Source organism: Novosphingobium resinovorum (genome assembly GCF_036352595.1).
GTDB lineage: Bacteria > Pseudomonadota > Alphaproteobacteria > Sphingomonadales > Sphingomonadaceae > Novosphingobium > Novosphingobium resinovorum_B.
In genome coordinates this window covers 142,742-167,803 of sequence record NZ_JAZFAX010000011.1, presented here as the reverse complement: position 1 = coordinate 167,803, position 25,062 = coordinate 142,742, and the positions used below count along the sequence as shown (strand labels likewise).

General features: G+C 67.2%; 16 protein-coding genes. 10 read left to right on the top strand and 6 right to left on the bottom strand.

Annotated features, from left to right (window positions below; all coding sequences use genetic code 11):
* Positions 1-143: 143 nt before the first annotated feature.
* The 3 genes from V2S85_RS12905 to V2S85_RS12895 form a co-directional block, all read right to left on the bottom strand.
* Positions 144-923, bottom strand: coding sequence for a 3-hydroxybutyrate dehydrogenase (locus tag V2S85_RS12905; RefSeq protein ID WP_330703261.1), 780 nt, complete (start codon positions 921-923; stop codon positions 144-146).
* Between the two features lie 18 nt (positions 924-941).
* Positions 942-2,090, bottom strand: coding sequence for a patatin-like phospholipase family protein (locus V2S85_RS12900; RefSeq protein WP_330703260.1), 1,149 nt, complete (start codon positions 2,088-2,090; stop codon positions 942-944).
* A 300-nt stretch (positions 2,091-2,390) separates the two neighbouring features.
* The gene (locus tag V2S85_RS12895) at positions 2,391-5,144 is read right to left on the bottom strand and encodes a [protein-PII] uridylyltransferase (protein ID WP_330703259.1); all 2,754 of its coding nucleotides are present in this window, start codon (positions 5,142-5,144) and stop codon (positions 2,391-2,393) included.
* 271 nt (positions 5,145-5,415) lie between these two features.
* On the opposite strand from V2S85_RS12895, the gene lgt reads away from it, so the two are divergent.
* The 6 genes from lgt to V2S85_RS12865 all read left to right on the top strand — a co-directional run bounded on the left by lgt (position 5,416) and on the right by V2S85_RS12865 (position 11,541).
* On the top strand, positions 5,416-6,309 hold the full coding sequence (lgt, locus tag V2S85_RS12890; RefSeq protein WP_330703258.1) for a prolipoprotein diacylglyceryl transferase: 894 nt from the start codon (positions 5,416-5,418) through the stop codon (positions 6,307-6,309).
* Entirely contained in the window at positions 6,309-7,355 is a 1,047-nt protein-coding gene (locus V2S85_RS12885) for a class I SAM-dependent methyltransferase (protein WP_330703257.1), read from the top strand. Before lgt ends, V2S85_RS12885 begins: the two co-directional genes overlap by 1 nt.
* On the top strand, positions 7,355-7,963 hold the full coding sequence (locus V2S85_RS12880) for a TMEM175 family protein (RefSeq protein ID WP_330703256.1): 609 nt from the start codon (positions 7,355-7,357) through the stop codon (positions 7,961-7,963). Before V2S85_RS12885 ends, V2S85_RS12880 begins: the two co-directional genes overlap by 1 nt.
* The gene (locus V2S85_RS12875) at positions 7,960-8,448 is read left to right on the top strand and encodes a hypothetical protein (protein ID WP_330703255.1); all 489 of its coding nucleotides are present in this window, start codon (positions 7,960-7,962) and stop codon (positions 8,446-8,448) included. The genes V2S85_RS12880 and V2S85_RS12875 overlap by 4 nt, the downstream gene beginning before the upstream one ends.
* Positions 8,449-8,696: 248 nt before the next feature.
* Complete coding sequence (locus V2S85_RS12870; RefSeq protein ID WP_330703254.1) at positions 8,697-10,127, top strand: pitrilysin family protein; 1,431 nt, start codon at positions 8,697-8,699, stop codon at positions 10,125-10,127.
* A 13-nt stretch (positions 10,128-10,140) separates the two neighbouring features.
* Positions 10,141-11,541: a pitrilysin family protein gene (locus V2S85_RS12865; protein ID WP_330703253.1), complete on the top strand. Its 1,401-nt coding sequence runs from the start codon at positions 10,141-10,143 to the stop codon at positions 11,539-11,541.
* 113 nt (positions 11,542-11,654) lie between these two features.
* On the opposite strand, the gene V2S85_RS12860 is transcribed toward V2S85_RS12865, so the two are convergent.
* On the bottom strand, positions 11,655-13,685 hold the full coding sequence (locus V2S85_RS12860) for a protein-disulfide reductase DsbD family protein (RefSeq protein WP_330703252.1): 2,031 nt from the start codon (positions 13,683-13,685) through the stop codon (positions 11,655-11,657).
* Between the two features lie 100 nt (positions 13,686-13,785).
* On the opposite strand from V2S85_RS12860, the gene V2S85_RS12855 reads away from it, so the two are divergent.
* Both V2S85_RS12855 and V2S85_RS12850 read left to right on the top strand, forming a co-directional pair.
* Positions 13,786-15,504, top strand: a complete 1,719-nt coding sequence (locus tag V2S85_RS12855; protein WP_330703251.1) for an alkaline phosphatase family protein — start codon at positions 13,786-13,788, stop codon at positions 15,502-15,504.
* The gene (locus V2S85_RS12850; protein WP_330703250.1) at positions 15,501-16,742 is read left to right on the top strand and encodes an FAD-dependent monooxygenase; all 1,242 of its coding nucleotides are present in this window, start codon (positions 15,501-15,503) and stop codon (positions 16,740-16,742) included. Before V2S85_RS12855 ends, V2S85_RS12850 begins: the two co-directional genes overlap by 4 nt.
* 108 nt (positions 16,743-16,850) lie before the next feature.
* Here the strand turns inward: V2S85_RS12850 and gyrB are convergent, their stop codons facing one another.
* Positions 16,851-19,385 (bottom strand): DNA topoisomerase (ATP-hydrolyzing) subunit B, encoded by a 2,535-nt coding sequence (gene gyrB, locus V2S85_RS12845; protein WP_330703249.1) that lies wholly within the window; start codon positions 19,383-19,385, stop codon positions 16,851-16,853.
* 179 nt (positions 19,386-19,564) lie between these two features.
* Here gyrB and V2S85_RS12840 point away from each other — a divergent pair, with 179 nt between their 5' ends.
* Both V2S85_RS12840 and guaA read left to right on the top strand, forming a co-directional pair.
* Positions 19,565-20,650 (top strand): acyltransferase, encoded by a 1,086-nt coding sequence (locus tag V2S85_RS12840; RefSeq protein ID WP_330703248.1) that lies wholly within the window; start codon positions 19,565-19,567, stop codon positions 20,648-20,650.
* A 643-nt stretch (positions 20,651-21,293) separates the two neighbouring features.
* Positions 21,294-22,853 carry a glutamine-hydrolyzing GMP synthase gene (gene guaA, locus V2S85_RS12835; protein ID WP_330703247.1) on the top strand — a complete coding sequence of 520 codons (1,560 nt, stop codon included), beginning with the start codon at positions 21,294-21,296 and terminating at the stop codon, positions 22,851-22,853.
* A gap of 304 nt (positions 22,854-23,157) precedes the next feature.
* On the opposite strand, the gene typA is transcribed toward guaA, so the two are convergent.
* Positions 23,158-24,990 carry a translational GTPase TypA gene (gene typA, locus V2S85_RS12830; protein WP_330703246.1) on the bottom strand — a complete coding sequence of 611 codons (1,833 nt, stop codon included), beginning with the start codon at positions 24,988-24,990 and terminating at the stop codon, positions 23,158-23,160.
* Between the last annotated feature and the right edge of the window lie 72 nt (positions 24,991-25,062).

Sequence of the window (25,062 nt, the reverse complement as noted above, 5' to 3'; positions counted from 1 at the left end):
CCGAGCATGCCCGCCATCCGACAGGCCATCATTGACCGAATATCAAGACCTCCGCCAGACCAATGCCCTCATTGCGGTGGGAGCCTATCAGTCACGCATTTCAAACTTCTGCCAAAGTAGTGCTAGCTCGAGGAGGAATTGGGTTACTCCATGAACCAGCCGTGGCTTGCCACCAGCGACTGGCCGGTCAGCGCATTGGTCGGGAAGCCGGCGAAGAACAGCGCCACTTGCGCGATGTCGTCCACGGTGGTGAACTCGCTGTCCACGGTCCCGCCCAGCATCACGCGGCTGATGACTTCGTCCTCGGAGATGCCCAGCTCCTTGGCCTGCTCCGGGATCTGCTTGTCCACCAGCGGGGTGCGCACGAAGCCGGGGCAGATCACGTTGGTGCGCACGCCCTTCTTGCCGCCTTCCTTGGCGATCACGCGGGAGAGGCCCAGCAGCCCGTGCTTGGCGGTGACATAGGCGCTCTTGAGCGGGCTCGCCTCCTTGGAATGCACCGAGCCCATGAAGATCACCGAGCCAGACCCCTGCGCGTACATGTGCGGCAGGACCGCCTTCGAGGTCAGGAAGGCGCCGTCGAGGTGGATCGCCAGCATCTTCTTCCAGTCGGAATAGGCGTAGTTCTCGACCGGGTTGACGATCTGGATACCCGCATTGGAGACCAGCACGTCCACCGTGCCCCAGGCCGCTACGACTTTGGCGACGCCGTCGTTCACCTGCTCCTCGCTGGTGACGTCCATAGCCACGGCCATGGCCTGCCCGCCGCTGGCGACGATATCGTCGGCGGCCTTCTGCGCCGCTTCGAGGTTGAGGTCGGCGATCACCACTTTGCCGCCCTCACCGGCATAGATATCGGCGATGGCCTTGCCGATGCCGCTGGCGGCGCCGGTGACGATGCAGACCTTGTCCTTGAGCTTCATGCGAGTTCTCCGTTTGCGCTAGTTCGATGCGAGGGGGCGGCGCAGACGCTCGCCCGGGCGGTCGCCGGAAAGGTCGAAGGTGACGATCTCGTCGGGGCTGACGTCGCGGTTCACCCAGTCGGGGTGGCGCAGCGAGTGGTCGGCATCGACGTGTCCGCAGTGCCAGTGCTCGTCGAGGGTCATCCGCGAGAACTCGTAGTCCTTGGAGTTCGTCTCGTAGCCGTGGGCGCGGTTGATGAGGTGCATCACCGCCACCGCGCCGGCCGGGCGGCAGTCGAGCAGGCGGGCGAGATCGGGATCGTCCTGGAATTCCTCGGGCAGCTTGCGGGCAAGGCGCTTGGCGGCGGCGCGGGTCTTCTGCAGGGCCTTGGACATGTCGGTGTTGAGGCGGGTGCGGCTGGAATAGCGGATGTCCTTCTCGCGCTGGGCGATGTCCGCCATCGAGGTGGGCACGATCCCGCGCGAGGAGAACAGGTCCACCTGGTAGACGTTCATTTCCTGCATCGATCGGTTGTCGAGCACGTATTGCAGCGGGGTGTTGGAGACGAGGCCGCCGTCCCAGTACCATTCGCCGTCGATCTCCACCGGCGGGAAGCCGGGGGGCAGGGCGCCGCTGGCCATGATGTGCTCGGGGCCGATGGTGCGCTCGGTGTTGTCGAAATAGGCGAAGTTGCCGTTGAGCATGTTGACGGCGCCGACGCTGAAGCGGGTCTCGGCGCGGTTGAGGCGGTCGAAATCGACGAGGTCGAGCAACGTCTGGCGCAGCGGCGCGGTGTCGTAGTAGCTCAGGCGCGAGAGGTGGTTTGGCCACTCGGGCAGCGGCGTGGGCCAGCGCGGGGTGAAGAAGCCGGGGAGGCCGAAGCTGGCGGCGTACTGCGCCGACCATTCGTTGAAGGCGCGGCGGGCGAAGCCGATCGGCTCGTCGAGACGGTACTGGAGTTCGCGCGAGATGCCGTGCCAGAATTTCCGGAGCGCGGGGATGCGGTCTTCGGGGGCGTTGCCGGCGATGAGCGCGGCGTTGATCGCGCCGATGGAGATGCCCGCGATCCAGTTCGGGGCGATGTCGCGTTTCGCCAGTGCTTCGTAGACACCGGCCTGATAGGCGCCAAGGGCTCCGCCGCCCTGCAGCACGAGTACGGATTGGGGATCGGGATCAGGTGCGTTCACGGCGCTTTCCTGTTTGAGAGGAACCTGTTGCGGTGCAACATGTGGGGCAGTCTGCGGTTCCTTTCAATGTGCATTTGCGAGAGGGGCATCGCATAGGGACCAACCTGCTCCCCCGTCACCCTGAACTTGTTTCAGGGTCTATCGAGCCCCAGGCTGGGTGCTTTGCCGCGGCAAACCGGGAGCGCCGATGGTGACGCCGGCCATCGGGCACGACTGCCCGATGGACCCTGAAACAAGTTCAGGGTGACGGGAACGGTAGGCTGGCCTTGCGCCCTCCCGGACTGGGGTGGGCTTTTCTTCTCACGCCACCGCTTCCTCCAGGCTCGGCTCGCTGGTGGCTTCGAGCAGGCGGCTTTCGATCGCCTTGATGCGCGGGACGGCGGTGATCTTCTCGCCCAGCAGGTCGGTCACGTAGAAGGTATCGGCCGCGCGTTCGCCATATGTCGCGATGTGGGCGGAGTGGACCATCAGCTTCGATTCGAACAGCGCATGCGCCAGCCGGTTGAGCAGCGCCGGGCGATCGCGGGCGTTGATCTCGACCACGGTGAAGCGGTTGGACGCCTTGTTGTCGAACAGGACGCGCGGGCGGACCTCGAAGGCGTCGGCGCGGGGGCGGGCATCGGGCCGGGCCACCAGTTGCGGCAGGATCTTGATGCGGTTGGCCAGCGCGTTCTCGATGGTGAGTTCGAGGCGGCGCAGCTGCCCGTACTCCATGAAAGGGCGGCCCAGCGGATCCTGCACCAGGAAATTGTCGACCGCGCGGCCGCTGCGGGTGGTGTGGATGCGGGCGTCGATGATGTTGCCGCCGGCCAGATGGATGCCCCCGGCGATGCGGTAGAACAGGCCGGGGTGGTCGGAGGCGATCACCGTCACCAGCGTGGCGCCGCGCGCGGGGTAGTATTCGGTCGAGATCGACAGCGGCTCGTCCTCGGAGGCGTCGAACTGCACGAGGTTGCGGGCGATGACGTCCTCGGGCTCGGCGATCCAGTAGGCATCGCCGAACTTGCCGCCGACCTTCTCGATCAGCGCGGGATAGTCGCCGCCCATCGCCTCGACCGCGGCCTTCTTGGCCTCGACGCGCTTGGGGCGGCCGAATTCGGCGTGGCCGAGGCGCAGGCGTTCCTCCGCCGCGCCGTAGAGCGTGGCGATGAGCTGGCGCTTCCACGAATTCCAGGTGCCGGGGCCCACCGCGCGGATGTCGACGATGGTGAGGATGGTCAGCTGGCGCAGGCGATCGACAGACTGCACGACCTCGACGAAGTCGGCGATGGTCTTGCCGTCCGACAGATCGCGCTTCATCGCGGTGGCGGAGAGCAGCAGGTGATGGCGCACCAGCCAGGACACCAGCTCGGTCTCCTCCTCGTCCAGCCCGAAGCGCGGGCACAGCCTGAGCGCGATCTCTGCGCCCAGCACCGAGTGGTCGCCCTTGCGGCCCTTGGCGATGTCGTGGAGCAGCACCGAGACGTAGAGCGCGCGGCGCGAGCGGACCTTCTGGATCACTTCGTGGGCGAGCGGGTGGTCGTCCTTCAACTCGCCCTTCTCGATGCGCGAGACGAGGCCGATGGCGCGGATGGTGTGCTCGTCCACCGTGTAGTGGTGGTACATGTCGAACTGCATCTGCGCGTTGACGCGGCCGAATTCGGTGACGAAACGGCCGAACACGCCTGCCTCATTGAAGCTGCGCAGCGCCACTTCGGGGTTCCGGCGGCTGGTGAGCAGTTCCATGAACAGCTCGTTGGCGCGCTTGTCGTGCCGCACGTCGTCCTTGATGAGCGCGGCATCGCGCGAGATCAGGCGCAGGGTCTCGGGGTGGATTTCCAGCCCCTCGCGCTCGGCGAGGACGAAGATCTCGATCATGCGGACCGGATCCGCCTCGAACCAGTCGTCGGACGGGGCGCGCAGGCGGCCGCCGAAGACCTTGTAGCCCTTGACCACGCGTTCGCGGGCGCGGAAACCGGCCAGAAGCCCGCGCGGCTGGCGCTTGGCGAACTGCTCGTCGAGCTGGGCCAGGAACACGCCGGTCAGGCTGCCGACGACCTTGGCCTGCAGGAAGAACATCTGCATGAAGCGCTCGACCGCGCTCTTGCCGGGGCGGTCGGAGAAGTTCATCCGCGCCGCCACCTCGCGCTGGAGGTCGAAGGTCAGGCGGTCCTCGGCGCGGCGGGTGATGGTGTGGAGGTGGCAGCGCACCGCCCAGAAGAAGTTCTCGGCGCGGCGGAAGCTGCGGTATTCCTTGGCCGTCAGCAGCCCCACGTCGACCAGTTCGGCGGGGGAGCGGACCTTGTGGATATACTTGCCGATCCAGTAGAGCGTGTGCAGGTCGCGCAAGGAGCCCTTGCCCTCCTTGACGTTGGGCTCGACGACGTAGCGGCTGTCGCCCATGCGCTTGTGGCGTTCCTCGCGCTCGGCCAGCTTCTCGACCACGAACTGGCGCTCGGTGCCCGAGACGACGTCCTTGAAGAAGCGGGCGCGCGCTTCCTCGTACAAGTCCTGATCGCCCCAGACGTAGCGGCCCTCCAGCATCGCGGTGCGGATCGTCAGGTCGGACTTCGACATGCGCACCATGTCGTCGAGCGAGCGGCTGGAATGGCCGATCTTGAGCGAGAGATCCCACAGGAAATAGAGCATCGCCTCGATCACCTGCTCGCACCATGGGGTCTGCTTGATCGGCGTCAGGAAGGCGACGTCGACGTCCGAATGCGGCGCCATCTCGCCCCGGCCGTAGCCGCCGACGGCCATGATCGTCAGCCGCTCGCCCTTGGAGCGGTTGTTCGGCGGATAGACGTTGGCCACGATGTGGTCGTGGATCACGCGGATCAGCTGGTCGGTGAGGAAGGCCTGTGCCTCCGCCACCTCGTGCCCGGCGGAGGGCTTTTCCACCAGCCGGCGGGCGATTTCGGTGCGGCCGGTGTCCAGCGCCCCGCGCAGCAGGTCGACGATGTCCTTGCGGCCCTTGGTGGCGCCCTTGTCCGCTACCACGGCCTCGATCCGGGCGACGAGATCGCGTCGGTCGATGACGGCGCGGGGGTGGTGGATTCGGATGACGCTGCTCATGGTGCCCTGATCTAGTGACTGCCCTGCATTTGGGAAGATATTCGTCGTCCCGGACCTGCTTTACCGGATGGGGCTTCGACAAGCTCAGCCTGACCCTTCGACAAGCTCAGGGTGAGCGGAGGTAGTGTTAAACCTCTCAAACCCGCTCAGGCCGAGCTTGTCGAAGCCCCATCCGCATGAGCGGCATAGCGCAGGAAAGTGAAAACCCCGCTACCATCGCGCATCGGCCTATGCCAGAAGGCCGCGCGATGAAGCATACGAGGTCCACCACTTGTCCCTGACACTGCTTGCCGCCGCCGCCCAGGCGCCAGAGCCCATCTACTGGGTCGAGCTTGGCCTCAAGAACTACCTGTTCCGCATCGGCAGCTTCGAGCTGCGCTGGTACTCGCTGGCCTATCTTGTGGGCATCGTGCTGGGCTACTGGCACCTCAGCCGGATGATCCGGCAGCCCGGCGCCCCGCTGGCGCAGCGCCATGCCGACGACCTGTTCTTCTACTGCACCATCGGCATCATCCTGGGCGGACGCCTGGGCTATGCCACGTTCTACACCGGCGGCAGTTCCGACATCCCCAGCCTCTGGGCGCATCCGGCGGAACTGGTGAAGCTGTGGCACGGGGGGATGAGCTTCCACGGCGGCCTCATCGGCGTGATCCTGGCGATGGCCTGGGTTTCCTGGCGCAACCAGCTCAGCCTGATCCGGGTGGCGGACTTCATTTCGGTCTGCGTGCCCTTCGGCATGCTGTTCGGCCGCCTCGCCAACTTCGTGAACGGCGAGTTGTGGGGCCGCGTCGTTTCCGGGCCGCTGCCCTGGGCGATGGTCTTCCCCGACGCCGGGCCGTTGCCGCGCCACCCCAGCCAGCTTTACGAAGCGGGGCTGGAGGGCCTGCTGATGATCTGCATCATGCTCCCGCTGTTCTGGAAGACGCGCGCGCGGTTCCGTCCGGGCCTGCTGGTCGGCACGTTCACCACCGGCATCGCCTCGGCCCGCTTCATCGTCGAGTTCTTCCGCGAGCCCGACGCACAGCTGCAGCGCTTCGCACAGGTCACCGGCCTGTCGATGGGCCAGTGGCTGACGATCCCGCTGATCCTGCTCGGCCTGTTCCTGATCGCCCGCGCTCTCAGCAAGCCCGAACTGTCGATGCGGCGCCCGATCGAGATCACCTGATGGAGCAGGAGACGCTTTCAGCCGTCTTCCGGCGGCTGATCGCCAACTACGGGCCGATCTCGCTCCAGCAGTACATGGGCGAATCGAACGCCCGCTATTACTCCGGCAAGGATCCGCTCGGCGGCGCGGGCGATTTCGTCACCGCGCCCGAGATCAGCCAGATGTTCGGCGAACTGATCGGCCTGTGGCTGACCGATATCTGGATGCGCGCGGGCGCGCCGGAAACGGTGCACTACGTCGAACTCGGCCCCGGTCGCGGCACTCTGGCGCGCGATGCGCTGCGGGTGATGCGGCGGCAGGGGCTCAGCCCGCAGGTCCACTTCGTCGAGGGCTCGCCCGCGCTGCGCGGCGTGCAGGCGAGGCTGGTGCCCGATGCGCGGTGGCACGACGACATGGCCAGCCTGCCCACCGACGCGCCGCTGCTACTGGTCGGCAACGAGTTCCTCGACGCGCTGCCGGTGCGCCAGATGGTCAAGACCGCGGAAGGCTGGCGCGATCGCATGGTCGGCCTCGAAGGCCACCGTTTCGTGCCGGTCGCGGGCGATCGCCCGATGGACGCGGCGGTGCCCGAGCACTTGCTCGATGCGCCCGAACAGACCCTGATCGAGACCTGCCCCGGCGCCGCCGCCGTGACCGACGAGATCGCCCGCCGCCTGGTATCGCAGGGCGGGGCGGCTTTGCTGATCGACTACGGCTATGCCGAGAAACGCACCGGCTCCACCCTGCAGGCGATCCGCGCGCACACCAAGGTCGATCCCTTCGCGCATCCGGGCGAGGCGGACCTGACCTGCCTCGTCGATTTCGCCACGGCGGCCGAAGTCGCCGTCGCGGGCGGGGCGCGCCACCTCGGCACGGTGACGCAAGGGGCCTTCCTGCGCGCGCTCGGCATCGAAACCCGCGCCGCGCAATTATGTAGCGTTGCACCGCAGCAATCTTCTGCCATAAACTCCGACAAGGATCGACTGATCGACGAGGGGCAAATGGGGGCACTATTCAAGGTGATGGGGCTGGCCGCACAAGGCTGGCCGAGCGGCGCAGGCTTCTGATGTCGGGAGCAGAGACGCACGGCGGCGCGAAATTCGCGCTGGAAAGGGTCGTGTTCTTTTCGGACGCGGTCTTCGCCATCGCCATCACCCTGCTGGTTCTGGAGATCGAGGTGCCGCACCTGCCGATCGACGCGCCGGTATCGGAATACTGGCACGAGTTGCGCGGGCTGGTGCCAAGCTTCCTGGCGTTCCTGCTCAGCTTCCTGGTGATCGGGCGGTTCTGGCTGTCGCATCACCAGATCTTCAGCCGGGTGACGCATTTCGATGTCGCGCTGGTCTGGCCGAACCTGCTGTACCTGCTGACGATCGGCTTCATGCCCTTCACCACCGCGTTCATCGCGGCGGGGCACAACACGTTCGTCCCGGCGCTGTGCTACAACCTGAACCTGCTGGCGACCGGCGTGCTGACCTGGTTCCTGATGTTCTGGATCGAGCGCAAGGGACTGGCGGTGCCCGGTCCCGATCATCGCCATAGCGGTTCGCCCAGCGTGATCGCCGCCGCCTTGCTCGCACTCGCGCTCACCTTCGTCTATCCGCAGGTCAGCCAGTTCGCGATGCTGACGCTGCCGCTGTGGCGCCTCGCGTTCCACCGCAAGGGTGCCGCATGAGCGCCGCCGTCAAGTCGATCGCGCCCGATCGTCTGGAAAGGGCGCTGGGGGTGCTCGCGCTCGTCATGCTGGGGTTCATCCTCGTCGCGGTGGCGAAGGGGATGGCGCAGTGGGGCGATATCCCGGCGGTCATCTGGCTGCACCTCGTCACGATCGTCGCGGCGCTGGTGCTGACCCCGGTGCTGCTGTGGCGCCCGCGCGGCACGCCGGGACACCGCGCGCTGGGCTACGGCTGGGCGGCGGCGATGTTCCTGACCGCGCTCGACAGTCTGTTCGTGCAGACCAACCCCGGCCATTTCAGCCCGATCCACCTGCTTTCGGTGTTCACCTTGGTGATGGTCCCGGTGCTGGTGCTGGCGGCGCGGCGCGGCAACGTGGTACGCCATCGCCGCACGGTGCGCGGCCTCATCATCGGCGCGCTGCTGATCGCCGGCTTCTTCACGTTCCCCTTCAACCGGCTGCTGGGGCACTGGTTGTTCGGGTAGGGGGTGTTCGGGCAGGGGGCGCTCGGGTAGGGGGTGTTCGGGCAGGGGGCGCTCGGGTGAGCGCGGCCCGGATGAACGGGCTGTAACCGCGCAAGTCGTTGGTCGATGGGGCAATGTCGCTGGTCGATTGAAATCCGGCGGCGGTGCGATAGTCTGCCAGTTCTCAGGCATCGCGCATCGACAGGGACGCCGGTTCTCGCCGGGGCGATGCGCTTCAACAGGGACACATCCGGGAGCATTCGTTCGTCATGAAACTCTGGTCCATGCGCCGTGCCATGCTGCTGGCCGCCGCCTCGCTGGCGGTGCCTTGCGCCGCTGCTCCCGCCGCCGCTTCCACCGCCGCCGCGCCGAAGGCCGCCCCGGCGCCCGCGAAAGCGCAAGTTCCGGTCGAGTATCACAAGCTGGCGAACGGCCTGAAAGTGGTGATCTCGCCCGACCATTCGGTGCCCACCGCCACCATCGGCGTCTACTACGGCATCGGCTTCCGCATCGAGCCCAGGGACCGCACCGGCTTCGCGCATCTGTTCGAGCACATGATGTTCCAGGGCTCGAAGAACCTGGGCAAGGCCGAATTCATCGGCCTCGTCAACGCCAACGGCGGCGTGCTCAACGGTTCGACCCGGTTCGACTTCACGAACTACTACGAGGCGATCCCCAGCAACACGACCGAGACCTTCCTGTGGGCCGAGGCGGACCGCATGAAGGGCCTCGACATCACGCAGGACAACCTGACCAACCAGCAGGGCGTGGTGAAGAACGAGGTCAAGGTCAACGTCCTCAACCAGCCCTACGGCGGCTTCCCGTGGCTCGACCTGCCGCAGAAGGCCAACGTCAACTGGTACAACGCGCATAACTTCTACGGCGATCTCAAGGAGATCGACGCGGCGACGCTGGCCGACGTGCAAGCGTTCTTCAAGGACTACTACGCGCCCAACAATGCGGTGCTGGTGGTGGCCGGAGACGTCGATCCGGCGCAGGTGATGGCCTGGACCGAAAAGTATTTCGGCCCGATCCCGGCTTCGGCCAACCTCAAGTTCCCGGACGTCTCGGAGCCGCGCCAGACGGCTGAGAAGCGGTCCGAGAAGGTCGACGCGCTGGCGCCGCAGCCGGCGCTGGCCTGGGCCTATCACGTCCCGCCCAAGGGCACGCCGGAATGGGCGGCGATGCGCCTCATCGACCTGATGCTGATCCAGGGGCCGGACAGCCGCCTGACCAAGGTGCTGGTCAACCAGAAGGGCTATTCCGGGGACGTCTCGGGCGGCATCAACTGGCCGCTGGGCAGCGCCTACGACTACAACGGGCCGATGCTGTGGTCGGCATTCCTGATCCACGGGCCGGAAGTGACCGACGATGCCATCTTGGGTGACATCGACGCGGTGGTGAAGGATCTGCAGGACACCCTCGTCACCCCGGCCGAGCTGGCCCGTGCCAAGACCAAGGCGCGCTCCGAACTCTACGACACGGTGGGCGACGGCTATCGCTTCGGCATCGTCAACCTGCTGGCGAGCTTCGCGCTGTTCGACGACGATCCGGGCCGCATCAACCGGCTGGAGGCGGAGATCGACAAGGTCACCCCCGACCTGATCCGCAAGACCGCGCGCGAATACCTGCGGGCGACCAACCGCACCGTCATCAGCCTCAAGCCCGGCGCCGCTGCGGCCCCGGCTGCAGCGAAGTAAGGGAGGCACAGCGATGACCCCGAATCTGACCCTGGCCCGGACCCTGCTGCTCTCCGCCGCCGCGCTGGCGCTGGCGACTCCCGCCTTCGCCAGGGAAGCTCCGCCCGCCGCGGCCCCGGCCAGGCCTTTCGCGCTGCCGCCGCTGACCGAGTTCACCCTCGCCAACGGCATGAAGGTGACCATGGCGCAGCACGGCGCGGTGCCCAAGGTCACCATCGTCGCCAGCGTGCGCACCGGCAATATCGACGACGGCGCGAACGTCTGGCTGGCCGACCTGACCGGAGGCCTGATGCAGAAGGGCGCCGGCGGCCGCGACGCCTCGCAGCTCGCGGAACTCGCCGCGGGCATGGGCGGGACGCTGGGCCTTTCGACCGGGCTCGATTCGTCCTCCGCGATGATCGACGTGCTCGCCGAATCGGCGCCTGCCGCGATCGGCCTCGTCGCCGACCTGCTCCAGCACCCCGACTTCGAGGCCGGCGAACTCGACAAGGTGCGCGCCGACCTGCTGCGCAACCTCATGGTGGCCAAGTCGACGCCGGGCTCGGTCGCTTCGGAGGCCTATTCGGCGGCGCTCTACCCCGGCCATCCCTATGGCCGCCTGTTCCCGGCGCCCGAGCAGCTTTCCGGCTACACGCTGGATCAGGTCAAGGCGTTCCATGCCGCCAACTTCGGCGCGGCGCGCACGCATCTCTACATCGTGGGCCAGTTCGATCCGGCGGCGGTGCGCGCGGCGGTGGAGAAGGCGTTCGGCGGCTGGGCATCCGGTGCGGCGCCCAGCAGCCTGCCGGTGCCCGCCGATCCGGGTCCGAAAGTCCTGCTGATCGATCGCCCGGGCGCCCCGCAATCGACCGTGCTGATCGGCAAGCGCGTCGCCCGGCAGGGCTACGACCTCGACTTCCGGGCCGCCAGTACCCTGCTGGGCGGATATTTTTCCTCGCGCATCACCCGCAACATCCGCGAGGACAAGGGCTATACCTATTCGCCCTCCGCGTCGCTTTCGCAGCGGGTGCAGGGGACCAGCTGGACCGAGGATGCCGATATCGCCTCGGAATCGACCGGCCCGGCGATCACCGAAATCTTCAAGGAAATCCGGCGCATGCAGGATACCCTGCCCACCGATGCCGAAGTGCAGGGCATCCGCAACTACATGAACGGCACGTTCGTGCTGGGCCTGTCCTCGCGCGATGGCCTGGCGGGCTCGCTTGCCAACCTCGACGTGCAGGGGCTGGGGGTGGACTACCTCAACGGCTACGTCGGCAAGGCGAGCGCGCTCAAGGCCGCCGATTTCCAGGCGGCGGCGAAGCGCGAGCTGCCGGTGGGCGGTTTCAGCGTGGTCGTGGTCGGGCCCCTGGAAAGCGTGCGCCCGCAGCTTGAAAAGGTCGCGGAGATCGCGCCGAAGCTGCCGAAGAAGTAACGTCCCGGCGTAGCGCGAGGCCCTTCGACAAGCTCAGGGCGAGCGGAGTTGGGTGGCGCCCATGCTCCCGTTCCCGCTCAGGCTGAGCTTGTCGAAGCCCCGGCGGCAGGGCGCTACCCGGCCGCCTTTTCCGCCAGCAGCGCGGGCGTCAGCACTTGCGGCAGCGTCTCGGCCTGGCCGTCCCGGCCGTACCAGACGTAGAGCGGAACTCCGGCCGCGCCCTGCTCGGTCAGGTAGCGGGTGATCGCCGGGTCGCGCCGAGTCCAGTCGCCGCGCAGGACGACGACGCCGGCTTTCGCGAATGCCGCGCGGGTGTCCTCGCGCTCGATCGCGGCGGCCTCGTTGACCTTGCAGGTCAGGCACCAGTCCGCCGTCATCCACACGAAGACCGGCTTGCCGCCGGCCCTTGCCCTGGCCAGGGCCTCGGGCGAGAAGGGGCGGGCGGCGATGACCGATGCGGTCTCGTGCGACTGGGGCTGCGGGGCGGGCATCGTCAGCACGCCGACCGCGAGCACCGCAAGGGTGGCGAACGCGGGCATCGTCGCCCGCCGCCCGGCGCGCTGGGCCCGTCCGACCAGTCCCAGCAGCGCGATGAGCAAGGCGCCGAGCGCCCCCACGTACGCGAGCGAGGCGGATCCGCCGAGGCGCCAGATCAGCCATGCCAGCGCCGCCGCCGTCAGCGCCATCGGCACCGCCATGATCCGCCGGAAGGTGACCATCCAGCGGCCGGGCCTGGGCAAGCGGGCGCGCAGGGCGGGCACGAAGGCCACCGCCAGGAACGGCAAGGCGATGCCGAGGCCGAGCGCGGCGAACAGCGTCATGGCAGGGACGATCGGCAGCAGCAGCGCCGCGCCCATCGCGCTCGCCATGAACGGTCCGGTGCAGGGGGTGGCGACGAAGGCGGCCAGCAGTCCGGTCGCGAAGGCACTCTGGGGCGATCCGGCCGAGGCGAAGCCGGGGACGGAGAATTCGAACAGGCCCAGCAGGTTGACCGTGATCGCCACCGCCAGCGCGAAGAGCGCGACGACCACCACCGGCTCCTGCAGCTGGAACGCCCAGCCGACCTGCTCGCCGCCCGCCCGCAGCGCCAGCAGCACCGCGCCGAGGCCGAGGCATGCCAGGATTACCCCGGCGGCGTAGGCGAGGCCTTCCGCACGCGCATGCGCCTCGCTCTCGCCCGCGCGGGCCAGGCTCAGCGCTTTCAGCGAGAGGATGGGGAACACGCAGGGCATCACGTTGAGCAGCAGGCCGCCGGCCACCGCCGCCAGCAGCAGCCAGGGCAGTGCGGGCAACTCGGGCGCGTCCGTCGCCGCGATCGGGGTGCCGCCGGAGGGGACGGTGCCCGGGCGGGCGGTCAGGGCGATGCCGTTGCCGGCGCCGTCGAGCCGCAGCACCGCGTCGATGTCCTGCGCGCCCTGCGCCGCGAAGCGGGCGCGCGGGATCGTCACCAGTAGCAGGTCGCCCTTGCGCGCGAAGGCCTGCGGGGCGGCGTAGTCGACCAGCTTGTCCTGCTTCACGAATACGTGCGGGGCATCCAGCGCCACGGCCGCCGGCAGCGGGATCGCGATCCGCAAGGTCTTGTCGTTCAGGGAAAAGGCTGCCGGCGCGTCAAGCGGCGCGGGCAGTGCGCGGGTCCATTCGTCGAAGCGGGCGTCGTGAGGGGCGCCGGGCACGATCTCGGTCGCCAGTTCGGCGCGCTCGGGCACGCAGATCTGCTCGGTGCAGGCCAGCCACTGCGCCTTGACGCGGACCGGCAGGCGCCCGGTGGCGGTGGCGGGCAGCGTCACGGGCACGAGCACGGCGTACTCGCTTTCGTAGACGTGGTTCATCAGCCCCTGCACGACGAGCGTGCCGGGCACCGGATAGCGCGGTTCGCCCGTCTTCGCGCCCTCCGGCAATTCCCAGGACAGCTGCATGCCCAGTCCCGCGTCGCCCGGATTGATCCAGTAGCCGTGCCAGCCCGCCTCGGGCGTCATGCGGATGGCGAGGGTGGTCCGGCCGTCCCTGACCGGCCCGGCGACGAGTTCGGCGGCGATGTGGGTCGGCGCCGCGCGGGCGGGCACCGAAAGGGACAGAACGGCACCCAGAAGGAGCATGGCATGACACAAGAGTGTCACAAGCAGGCGGTAGCGGCGCGTTTGCATGATGCTCCGTGGCGTTTTGGCGGCCCTTGTCAGAGGGCGGCGATCCGGTCATCGAAGCATCTGCCCCTAACGCCCGGACTTTTCAAGGAACCCCCATCCGATGCGCCTGCCGTTCTCCTCGCTCGCAACGTGCGCCCTTGCCGCCCTCGCGCTCGCATCGACCCCGCCCGCCTTCGCGCAGCAGGCCGCTCCCGTTCCCGCCGAGGCGCCCGCGCCTTCGCCCCAGACGCAGACTCCGCCGCAGACTCCGCCCAAGCTGATCGTCGCGATCTCGGTCGACCAGTTCTCGGCGGACTTGTTCCAGCAGTACCGGGAGCACTATTCGCAGGGCCTGGGCCGGCTGCTGCAGGGCGCGGTGTTCCCCTCGGGCTTCCAGTCGCACGCCGCGACCGAGACCTGCCCCGGGCACTCGACGCTGCTGACCGGCGTGCACCCGAGCCGCACCGGCATCGTCGCCAACGACTGGTACGTCCCCGGCATCGCCCGCGCCGACAAGAAGGTCTACTGTTCAGAAGACGAGACCGATCCCAAGAGCAACTCCGAGGATTCGGTCATCAAGCCCGATCACCTGATGGCGCCGACGCTGGGCGACCTGCTCAAGGCGAAGAACCCGAAGACGATCAACGCCGCCGTCTCGTTCAAGGACCGCGCGGTGGTGATGATGAGCGGGCACACCGCCGACGCCGCCTACTGGATCAAGGGCAAGGGCTTCGTCACCTTCGAGGACCGCAAGGTCTCCCCCGCCGTCGTCGCCGAGAACCAGGCGATCGCCGCCGCCGTGACCGCGGGCGCGCCCGAACTGCCGGTGCCGGGCTGGTGCGGCGGTGTCGACCATGCGATCGCGCTGAACGGTCCGGCGGGCGGCTTCACCATCGGCACGTATCGCTTCCCGCTGAAGGCCGGTGATTTCAAGGGCTTCTTCGCCAGCCCGCGCACCGACGAGATGACCACCGACATGGCCATCCGCCTGCTCGACGAGATGCCGCTGGGCAAGGACGACGTGCCCGACGTGCTCTCGGTCAGCTACTCGGCCACCGACAAGGTCGGCCACGCCTACGGCAACGAGGGCGTCGAGATGTGCATCCAGATGAACGTGCTGGACCAGACCATCGGCAAGCTCCTCGCTGCGCTGGATGCGCGCGGGATCGACTATGCGGTGGTGCTCAGCGCCGACCACGGCGGAGCCGACGCGCCCGAGCGCATGAAGCTGCAGGGCGTGCCCGAGGCCAGCCGCCTCGACCCGTCGCTGACCGACGAGGGGCTTTCGGCCTCGGTGTCGAAGGCGACCGGCATCGTGCCCAAGGACGGCCCGCTGTTCTACGGCGCCGGTGGGTCGGGCGACATCTGGGTCAATGCCGGCCTCACGCCGAAGCAGCACAAGCAGGCCGTCGCCACCCTCGTCGCGCAGCTCAAGGCCAACCCGCAGATCTCGGGCGTCTACACCGCCGATGAGCTGAAGAAGGTCAAGGTGCCCGCCGGTCACCCGCAGGACTGGACCGAGATCGAGCGCGTCGCCGCCTCGTTCTATCCGGGCCGCTCAGGCGAAGTGCTGATGATGACGAAGCGCGCGGTCGTGCCGGGCACCAGGCCGGCCCCCGGCTACACCGCCACCCACGGCAGCCCGTGGGACTACGATCGCCGCGTGCCGATGCTGTTCTGGCGCAAGGGAATTAACCGCATGGAGCAGGCGCAGCCGGTCGAGACGGTGGACATCGCGCCGACCCTTGCCGCACTGGTGGGCCTGAGCGAACCGGCGGGCACATGGGACGGAAGGTGCCTCGACATCTACGCCGGGGAGGCCGATAGCTGCTCGCGATGAGCGACTCGAATACGACTGGCACGGCGCCTGAAAGGCGCGATCTTATCATCCTGGGCGGCGGTCTCGTCGGCATGACGCTGGCGCTTGCCGCCGCCCGGGCGGGCATCACCACCCATGTGATCGACCGCGCCGACCCGGCGGATCTGGTGGCCGAAGGCGCGGACGGCCGCGCCTCGGCGATCTCGACCGCGAGCTGGAACCTGTTCACCAACATCGGCCTCGCGCCAGCGCTGGAGAAGCTGGGCTGCCCGATCGCCTCGATCGCGGTGACCGACGGGATGAAGCCCGGCCGCATCGACTTCACGCCCAAGGCCGAAGAGGGCTCGCTGGGTCGCATGTTCGCCAACCGCGACTTGCGCATCGCCCTGTTCGATGCGGCGCGGCAGGAGCCTAACATCGCCTGGCACGTGCGCACCGAGGCCGTGCGCAAGGATCGCGGCCCGCACGGCGTCGAGGTGGAACTCTCGGACGGCCGCGTCATTCGCGGCTCGCTGCTGGTCGCGGCGGAAGGGCGCCAGTCGCCCACCCGCGATGAGGCGGGCTTCGCGCTGGCGAAATGGGAATACCACCACCGCGCCTTCGTGACCGGGCTGTTCCACGAAAAGCCGCATGACGGCACCGCCTGGGAAATCTTCTACCCGGCCGGGCCGTTCGCGCTGCTGCCGCTGCTGGACGACGCACATGGCCGCCATCGCAGCGCGCTGGTCTGGACCGTCGCGGAAAAGGATGCGGCCGGCGTCAGCGCCATGCCCGATGCGATGTTCGTCAACGAAGTGTTCGAGCGCATGCACGGCGTGTTCGGCAAGATCGAACTCTCGGCCCCGCGCATGAGCTATCCCTTGCGCTTCCACCACGCCGGGCGCGTGGTCGAGGAGCGCCTTGCGGTGATCGGCGATGCCGCTCACGGCATGCACCCGATCGCCGGGCAGGGCCTGAACCTGGGCCTGCGCGATGTCGGCGCGCTGGTGGAAGTGCTGGTCGAGGGCATGCGCCTCGGCCTCGAACCCGGCGATGCGCAGATGCTGGCGCGCTACGAGAAGTGGCGCAGCCTCGACAGCCTGATGGTGATGGCCGCGACCGACGGGCTGACCCGCCTGTTCGGCGTACCGGGCCGGACGGCCAGCGCCGTGCGCCGCCTCGGCATGGGCACGGTGCAGCGCACCCCGCTGCTCAAGCGTTTCTTCATGGACGAGGCACGCGGCATGTCGGGCAAGCTGCCGGAATTGCTGCAGGCCTGAAAATTCCTCCCGCCCGCGCAGTGGGTGGTGGAGAGGGGAGAACTCGAAAACCCCGTCCGTCAACCCTTCGGGCTGCCACCTCCCCGAGACAAGCTCGGGGAGGAATTGTCATACGTCCAGGTTTGCCACGTTCAGCGCGTTTTCCTGGATGAAGTCGCGGCGCGGCTCGACGATGTCGCCCATCAGGCGGGTGAAGATCTCGTCGGTGACGTCGGCGTCCTCGACCTTGACCTGCAGCAGGATGCGGTTTTCCGGGTCCAGCGTGGTTTCCCAGAGCTGGTCCGCGTTCATCTCGCCCAGACCCTTGTAGCGGGCGATCGACAGGCCCTTGCGACCGGCGGCGAGCACCAGCGTCAGCAGCTGGCTGGGACGGGTGATGACGTCCGCACCCTGTGTCGGGCGGGCGGTGGCGACGGGTTCTTCCTCGCCGTCCGTGTCGGTGGTCGGTTCGGCTTCGGTCTCCGCCGCGCTGGCGCGCACGAAGCGGGCGGTTCCGGCGTAGACTTCGGCATTCTCGGCGGCGAGGCGGGCGAGCTTGCGGGCCTCGGCGCTGGACAGGAAGCTGCCCTCGATCTTGTGGTGATCGGTGACGCCGCGCCACACGCGCTCGACCTCGACGGTGCCGTCCTCGGACAAGCGGGCCGACCAGCGGGCCTCGGTGTCGCCGCGATCGAGCCAGGCCGCCGTGCGGGCGAGCGCCGCGCTGCGGGCGTCGGTCGACAGCTCGGGCTCGAACACGCCGGCCAGCGCCAGGGCCTCGATGATCGTGGGATCGTAGCGGCGCGGCACGAAGGCCATGAGATTGCGCATGCGGATCGCATGCTCGACCAGGCTTTCAAGATCGGTGCCCATGCGCGCACCGCCCGAGGTTTCGAGCATGCGGCCGTTGAGCCCGGCTTCGACCAGGTAGCGGTCCAGCGCGGCGCCGTCCTTGAGATAGACCTCGCTGCGGCCCTTCGCCACCTTGTAGAGCGGCGGCTGGGCGATGAAGAGGTGCCCGGCGCGGATGATGTCCGGCATCTGGCGGTGGAAGAACGTCAGCAGCAGGGTGCGGATATGCGCACCGTCGACGTCTGCGTCGGTCATGATGACGATCTTGTGGTAGCGCAGCTTGTCGAGCGTGAAATCGTCGCGGATGCCGGTGCCCATCGCCTGGATCAGCGTGCCGACTTCCTTGGACGAGATGATGCGGTCGAAACGCGCGCGCTCGACGTTCAGAATCTTGCCCTTGAGCGGCAGGATCGCCTGCGTCTTGCGGTCACGCCCCTGCTTGGCCGAGCCGCCTGCCGAATCGCCCTCGACCAGGAACAGTTCGCACAGCGACGGATCGCGCTCCTGGCAGTCGGCCAGCTTACCGGGCAGGCTGGCGATGTCCATCGCGCCCTTGCGGCGGGTCAGTTCGCGGGCGCGCTTGGCGGCTTCGCGGGCGGCGGCGGCGTCGATGATCTTCTGGACGATCGACTTGGCATGGGCGGGGTTCTCCTCCAGCCAGTCGTTCATGCGGTCCGCCATCAGGCTTTCCAGCGGCTGGCGCACTTCGGAGGAGACCAGCTTGTCCTTGGTCTGCGACGAGAATTTGGGATCGGGCAGCTTGACCGAGACGATCGCGGTCAGCCCCTCGCGCATGTCGTCGCCCGTCAGCGAAACCTTCTCCTTCTTGAGAAGGCCCGACTTCTCGGAATAGTTGTTGAGCGTGCGGGTCAGCGCCGCGCGGAACGCGGCGAGGTGCGTGCCGCCGTCACGCTGCGGGATGTTGTTGGTGAAGCACAGGACGTTCTCGTAATACGAATCGTTCCATTCCAGCGCGACGTCGATGCCGATGCCGTCACGCTCGGACGAGATCGCGATGGGCTCGGCCAGCAGCGCGGTCTTGTTGCGGTCGAGGTACTTCACGAAAGCGGCGATGCCGCCTTCGTAGAACAGGTCGTGCTCCTTGACTTCCTCGTGGCGCTTGTCGCGCAGCTTGATGCGCACGCCCGAGTTAAGGAACGCGAGTTCGCGGTAGCGGTGCTCCAGCTTGTCGAAGTCGAACTCGGTGACGTTCTTGAACGTCTCGGTCGAGGCCAGGAAGGTCACGCGGGTGCCCTTCTTGAAGCCGTTGTCGTCCGGGTTCTGCTCGGCCTTGGGGGCGGGGCCCTTGACGATGAGCGGTGCCACGGCGTCGCCGTGCGCGAACTTCATCCAGTGCTCCTGGCCGTCGCGCCAGATGGTGAGTTCCAGCCATTCCGACAGCGCGTTCACTACCGAGACGCCGACGCCGTGGAGGCCGCCCGAGACCTTGTAGGCGTTGTCGTCCGAGGTGTTCTCGAACTTGCCGCCGGCGTGGAGCTGGGTCATGATGACTTCGGCCGCCGAGACGCCTTCCTCGGAGTGGATGCCGGTGGGAATGCCGCGGCCGTTGTCTTCCACCGAAACGGAGCCATCGGGGTTCAGTTCGATCAGCACCAGGTCGCAGTGCCCCGCGAGCGCCTCGTCGATGGCGTTGTCCGAAACCTCGAACACCATGTGGTGCAGGCCCGAGCCGTCGTCGGTATCGCCGATGTACATGCCGGGGCGCTTGCGGACCGCGTCGAGGCCTTTCAAGACCTTGATCGAATCGGCGCCGTAGGAGTTCTGGTTCTTGTTTTCGGAAGTGCTGGACATGCCGAGCATATAGGGTTTGGGGCGCGCAAACCCAAGCGAAAGCGCCTCTGGCCCGGCGGTTTTCCACAAGGTCGCGGCGGGGCGGTGAAAGCGGGTGCCGGCAGGTTGCAAGGGTGCCCTCGGTTAACCTCTGATTAGGGCTATTTACGTAGGTATTCTGCCCGAAGGGGTGGGTTTTCATGCGAAACGATCGAAGCGAGCGCGACCTGGTCTGGCCGGACGTGGCCAAGGCGGCCTGCATCCTGCTGGTCGTGATGATGCATTGCGGCGACCATATCCTGACGCTGCCCTGGGCGCACAAGGACGAACTGGCGCGCGCGTGGCTGGCGATCAACGGTTTCGTGCGGCCGGTGCGGATGCCGCTGTTCTTTCTCGTCTCGGGCATACTCGCGTCGAATTCGATACTGCACCCGCGTGAGAACACCGAGCGCAACCGCCTGGTTCGCCCGCTCTACCTTTATCTCGCCTGGGGCGTGGCCTATCAGGCGCTGATCCCGATCCAGGACGATCCGGCCTGGTTCTCCGCCTCGCTCGACAATGCCTTCCTGCCGATCCTGCTGCTGGTGGTGCTGTCGTGGTATCTTGCCGCCCTTGCGATCTACTACGTGTTCACGCGGATGACGTTGCGGCTGCCGCTTCCCGTCGTGCTGACCTTGTGCGCGGGATTGTCGGTGCTGGGCACGGTCTACGCGCCGGACCTGGTCGGCCACCAGCACAAGGTTCTGCGCTGCGCGATCTTCTTCGTGGCCGGCGTGCGCATGAAGGAGCCGATCCTCGCCTTCGTCGCCCGCGCCTCGCCGCGCCGGGTCTTGCCGCTTTGCGTGGGCTACGCGGTGGGGGCACTGATCTGCCTGCGGGCGAACACGTTCCTGCTGCCGGTCGATGTGCTCGCGGTGGCGTCGGGGGCCTCGCTCTGTGCGATCGCGGCGCGCCGCGTCGCCGGGCTGACCGCGCCGGCTGCCTGGCTGGCGCAGCGGACGCTGCCGATCTACCTGCTGCATTTCCTGATCCTGCCGGTGCTGGCTTATGCGACCGGCCGGTGGGGTGGTCCGCTGCTGGGCAATTTCTGGCTCGGCGCGGCCTATCCGGTGCTCGCGGTCCCGCTCGTCGTCGCCGTGGCCCTTGCCGTGCACGCCGCGCTGATGCGGGTGCGGGCCGGCTGGCTGTTCGACCTGCCCCGGCCGGGGCGGTTGCTGGAACGCGTGCGACCGGGCCGGGCTGCGACGGCTGACGTCCCCGCTGCCCCGCTCAAGATGGCGGCCTGACCCGCATACGAAAAAAGGCGGCCGTGAGGCCGCCCTTCTCGTGGGTAATTCAGGGTAACGCTCCCAGCGCCTGACGGATCAGGCGAGGGTGAGCGCGAACGCCAGCGCGCTGGTGCCCAGCGCGGCAGCGAACCCGAACGTCCGGTGGACGAGGGTCATGATAATGGCTCCTGCAAACATTCTTTTGTTTTATCGCATGTACGGGGCGTTCCGGCGCTCCGTACTGCTTGCCGCATGAAGCGTTCCGGCGCCTCATGCTGCGACGCGGCAAATAGCGATGCCCAAAAATTGCGCAAATTCAAAAGCGGCAAGCTAAGTTGCATCTTGCGCAACCAAGGCTCAAATCGGTGTGCAAGTTCCTCAAGTCAGTACCGGAAATCAGCAGTTTTGCGTCGCAAGATCACCGGTTGGCAGGATATTTCATCCGCTCCGCCAAGCCCCGCCCCCGGTCCGATTGAGGTTTCTGCCTAAAAAATAGGCAGCAATTCGAGAGCAAGGCGATGTTGCAATGCGAATAGAGAATTGCCGATGCCCTGCCGTCCGATGAAAATGGCAGCGCGGTGACGGGATTGCGGCGCACTATGTGCGATTCGCGATCCTTCGGGGACTGGACAGTCAAGGCGCACGATACTAGTGGCCCGCCATGAATATCCACTCGACCGAATCCGTCCTGATCGTCGATTTCGGCAGCCAGGTGACTCAGCTTATCGCGCGCCGCGTGCGCGAGGCCGGAGTCTACTCCGAGATCGCGCCCTTCAACGCTGCCGAGGAAGCGTTCCACCGCATGAAGCCGGTGGGAATCATCCTGTCAGGCTCGCCCGCCTCCGTGCTGGACGAGAACGGCCCGCGCATCCCGGAGGTCATCCTCGAAAGCGGGTTGCCGATCCTGGGTATCTGTTACGGCCAGCAGTCGCTGATGCACCAGCTGGGCGGCGAAGTGACCGGCGGCGACGGCGGTGAGTTCGGCCGCGCCTTCATCGAGATCGCCGACGAGTGCGCGCTGTTCAACGGCCTGTGGAAGGTCGGCGAGACGCATCAGGTGTGGATGAGCCACGGCGACAAGGTGGCCAGCCTTGCCCCCGGCTTCCGCCCGGTCGCTTCCAGCCCCGGCGCGCCCTTCGCGGTGATCGCCAACGACGAGAAGCGCATCTACGCGATGCAGTTCCACCCCGAGGTCGTGCATACGCCTGACGGCGGCAAGCTGCTCAAGAACTTCGTGCGCCACGTCTGCGGCCTTGCCGGCGACTGGACGATGGCCGAATTCCGCAAGACCAAGATCGACGAGATCCGCGCCCAGGTCGGCTCGGGCCGGGTGATCTGCGGCCTGTCGGGCGGCGTCGATTCGGCGGTGGCGGCGGTGCTGATCCACGAGGCGATCGGCGACCAGCTCACCTGCGTCTTCGTCGATCATGGCCTGATGCGCCTGGGCGAGGCCGATCAGGTCGTCAGCCTGTTCCGCGGCCACTACAACATCCCGCTGGTCCACGTCGATGCCTCGACGCTGTTCCTCAACGGGCTCGAAGGCCTTACCGACCCCGAGGCCAAGCGCAAGTTCATCGGCAAGACCTTCATCGACGTGTTCGAGGACGAGGCGAAGAAGATCGGCGGCGCCGAATTCCTCGCGCAGGGCACGCTCTACCCTGACGTGATCGAGAGCGTCTCGTTCACCGGCGGTCCTTCGGTGACGATCAAGAGCCACCACAACGTCGGCGGCCTGCCCGAGCGCATGAACATGAAGCTCGTCGAGCCGCTGCGCGAGCTGTTCAAGGACGAAGTGCGCGAACTGGGCCGCGAACTGGGCCTGCCCGACATCTTCGTCGGCCGCCACCCGTTCCCCGGACCGGGCCTCGCGATCCGCATCCCCGGCGAAGTCAGCCGCGAGCGCTGCGACATCCTGCGCAAGGCCGACGCGGTCTACCTGGAGGAAATCCGCAACGCCGGCCTCTACGACGCGATCTGGCAGGCCTTCGCGGTGCTGCTGCCGGTCAAGACGGTGGGCGTAATGGGCGACGGCCGCACCTACGACAGCGTCTGCGGCCTGCGCGCGGTCACCTCGACCGATGGCATGACGGCGGACATCTACCCCTTCGACGCCGCGTTCCTGAGCCGCGTCGCGACCCGCATCATCAACGAGGTCAAGGGCATCAACCGCGTGGTCTACGACTACACCAGCAAGCCGCCCGGCACGATCGAGTGGGAGTGAGTTCGGCCCCTCCGGGAGGGGCGTGAACCAAGGGCCGGAGGTAGTCCGACCCACCGAGGTTTTCTGATCGTCAAAGGGCACTCACCGGGAATCGGTGGGTGCCTTTTGCGTTTGCGGCCGCGATGCGGCTTCGCCAGGCTTCGCAGGATCGCTGTCTGCGGCTGTGCCGTGCCGGCGCAGCGATCCCCGCGCATCGGAAAAGCAAAAGGCCGGAGCGCCTGTGCGCCCCGGCCTTTCGTTCGACCTTCGATGCATCCCCCCGCGATCGCGCTTTTTGAAAGCCCGACCGCAGGGGAGGGCAAAATCAGGCGCTTTCCTTCTTGCGGCTCTGCTTCTTGCGCTCGTTCGGGTCCAGGTGGACCTTGCGCAGGCGGATCGACTGCGGGGTGACTTCGACCATCTCGTCGTCGTCGATGTAGGCGATCGCCTGCTCCAGCGTCATCACGCGCGGCGGGGTGAGGCGGATGGCGTCGTCCTTGCCGGTCGAACGGAAGTTCGTCAGCTGCTTCGACTTCATCGGGTTCACTTCGAGGTCGTCGGTCTTGGCGTTCTCGCCGATCAGCATGCCCTCATAGATCTTTTCCTGGGGCTTGATGAACAGCACGCCGCGATCTTCAAGGCTGTTCAGCGCATAGCCGACCGCTTCACCGGTGCAGTTCGAGATCAGCACGCCGTTCTGGCGGCCCTCGATCGGACCCTTGTGGGCGTCGTACTTCTCGAACAGGCGGTTCATGATGCCGGTGCCGCGCGTGTCCGAAAGGAACTCGCCGTGGTAGCCGATCAGGCCGCGCGAAGGGGCCGAGAAGGTGATGCGGGTCTTGCCCGAGCCCGACGGACGCATGTCGGTCAGCTCTGCCTTGCGACGCTGCATCTTCTCGACGACCGTGCCCGAGTGCTCGTCGTCCACGTCGATCACGACGGTTTCGTAAGGCTCGGTGCGGCCGCCCTTTTCGTCGGTGCCGAACAGCACGCGCGGACGGCTGATGCCGAGTTCAAAGCCTTCGCGGCGCATGGTTTCGATCACGACGCCCAGCTGGAGTTCGCCGCGACCGGCGACTTCGAAGCTGTCCTTGTCGGCCGATTCGGTGACGCGGATGGCGACGTTGGTTTCCGCTTCGCGCATCAGGCGGTCGCGGATCATGCGGCTGGTGACCTTGTCGCCTTCACGGCCCGCGAGCGGCGAGTCGTTGACGGCGAAGCGCATCGCCAGGGTCGGCGGATCGATCGGCTGCGCCTGGATCGCCTCGGTGACCGAAGGATCGGCGATGGTGTTCGACACGGTCGCCTTTTCGAGACCAGCGAGCGCGATGATGTCACCGGCGCGGGCTTCTTCCACGGGCACGCGGTCGAGGCCACGGAACGAGAGCACCTTGGTGGCGCGGCCCACTTCGACGACCTTGCCGTCCATGTCGATGGCGCGGATCGGGTCGTTGACCTTCAGCGTGCCCGACTGGACGCGGCCGGTCAGGACGCGGCCCATGAAGTTGTCGCGGTCAAGCAGGGTGGCGAGGAACGAGAACGGCGCGTCGACGTCGAGGTCGGGCGCGGGGACGTGCTCGACGATCTTTTCGAACAGCGGGGTCAGGTTGCCTTCACGCAGGTCCGGATCGTAGCTGGCGTAGCCGTTGCGGCCCGAAGCGTAGAGGGTCGGGAAGTCCAACTGCTCGTCGTTGGCGTCGAGGCTGACGAACAGGTCGAACACTTCGTCCAGCACTTCGGCGTGGCGGCCGTCGGGACGATCGATCTTGTTGACGACGACGATCGGCTTCAGGCCGAGGCCGAGCGCCTTGCCGGTCACGAACTTGGTCTGCGGCATCGCGCCTTCCGACGAGTCGACCAGCAGAACGACGCCGTCGACCATCGAGAGGATGCGCTCAACCTCGGCGCCGAAGTCGGCGTGTCCGGGCGTGTCGACGATGTTGATGCGATAGCCGTTCCACTCGATCGAGGTCGGCTTCGCCAGAATGGTGATGCCGCGCTCCTTTTCGAGGTCGTTGCTGTCCATCGCGCGCTCTTCGATGCGCTGGTTGTCACGGAACGTGCCGGACTGGCGGAACAGCTGGTCGACGAGGGTGGTCTTGCCATGGTCGACGTGCGCAATGATCGCGATATTGCGCAAGGGAAGCGGGGCGGACATTGTTGTTCTCTCTGTACGAGGGCCGGGGCGGCCAGCCATCGTGTGCTGCACCGCAAAATTGGCGCGCCCTTA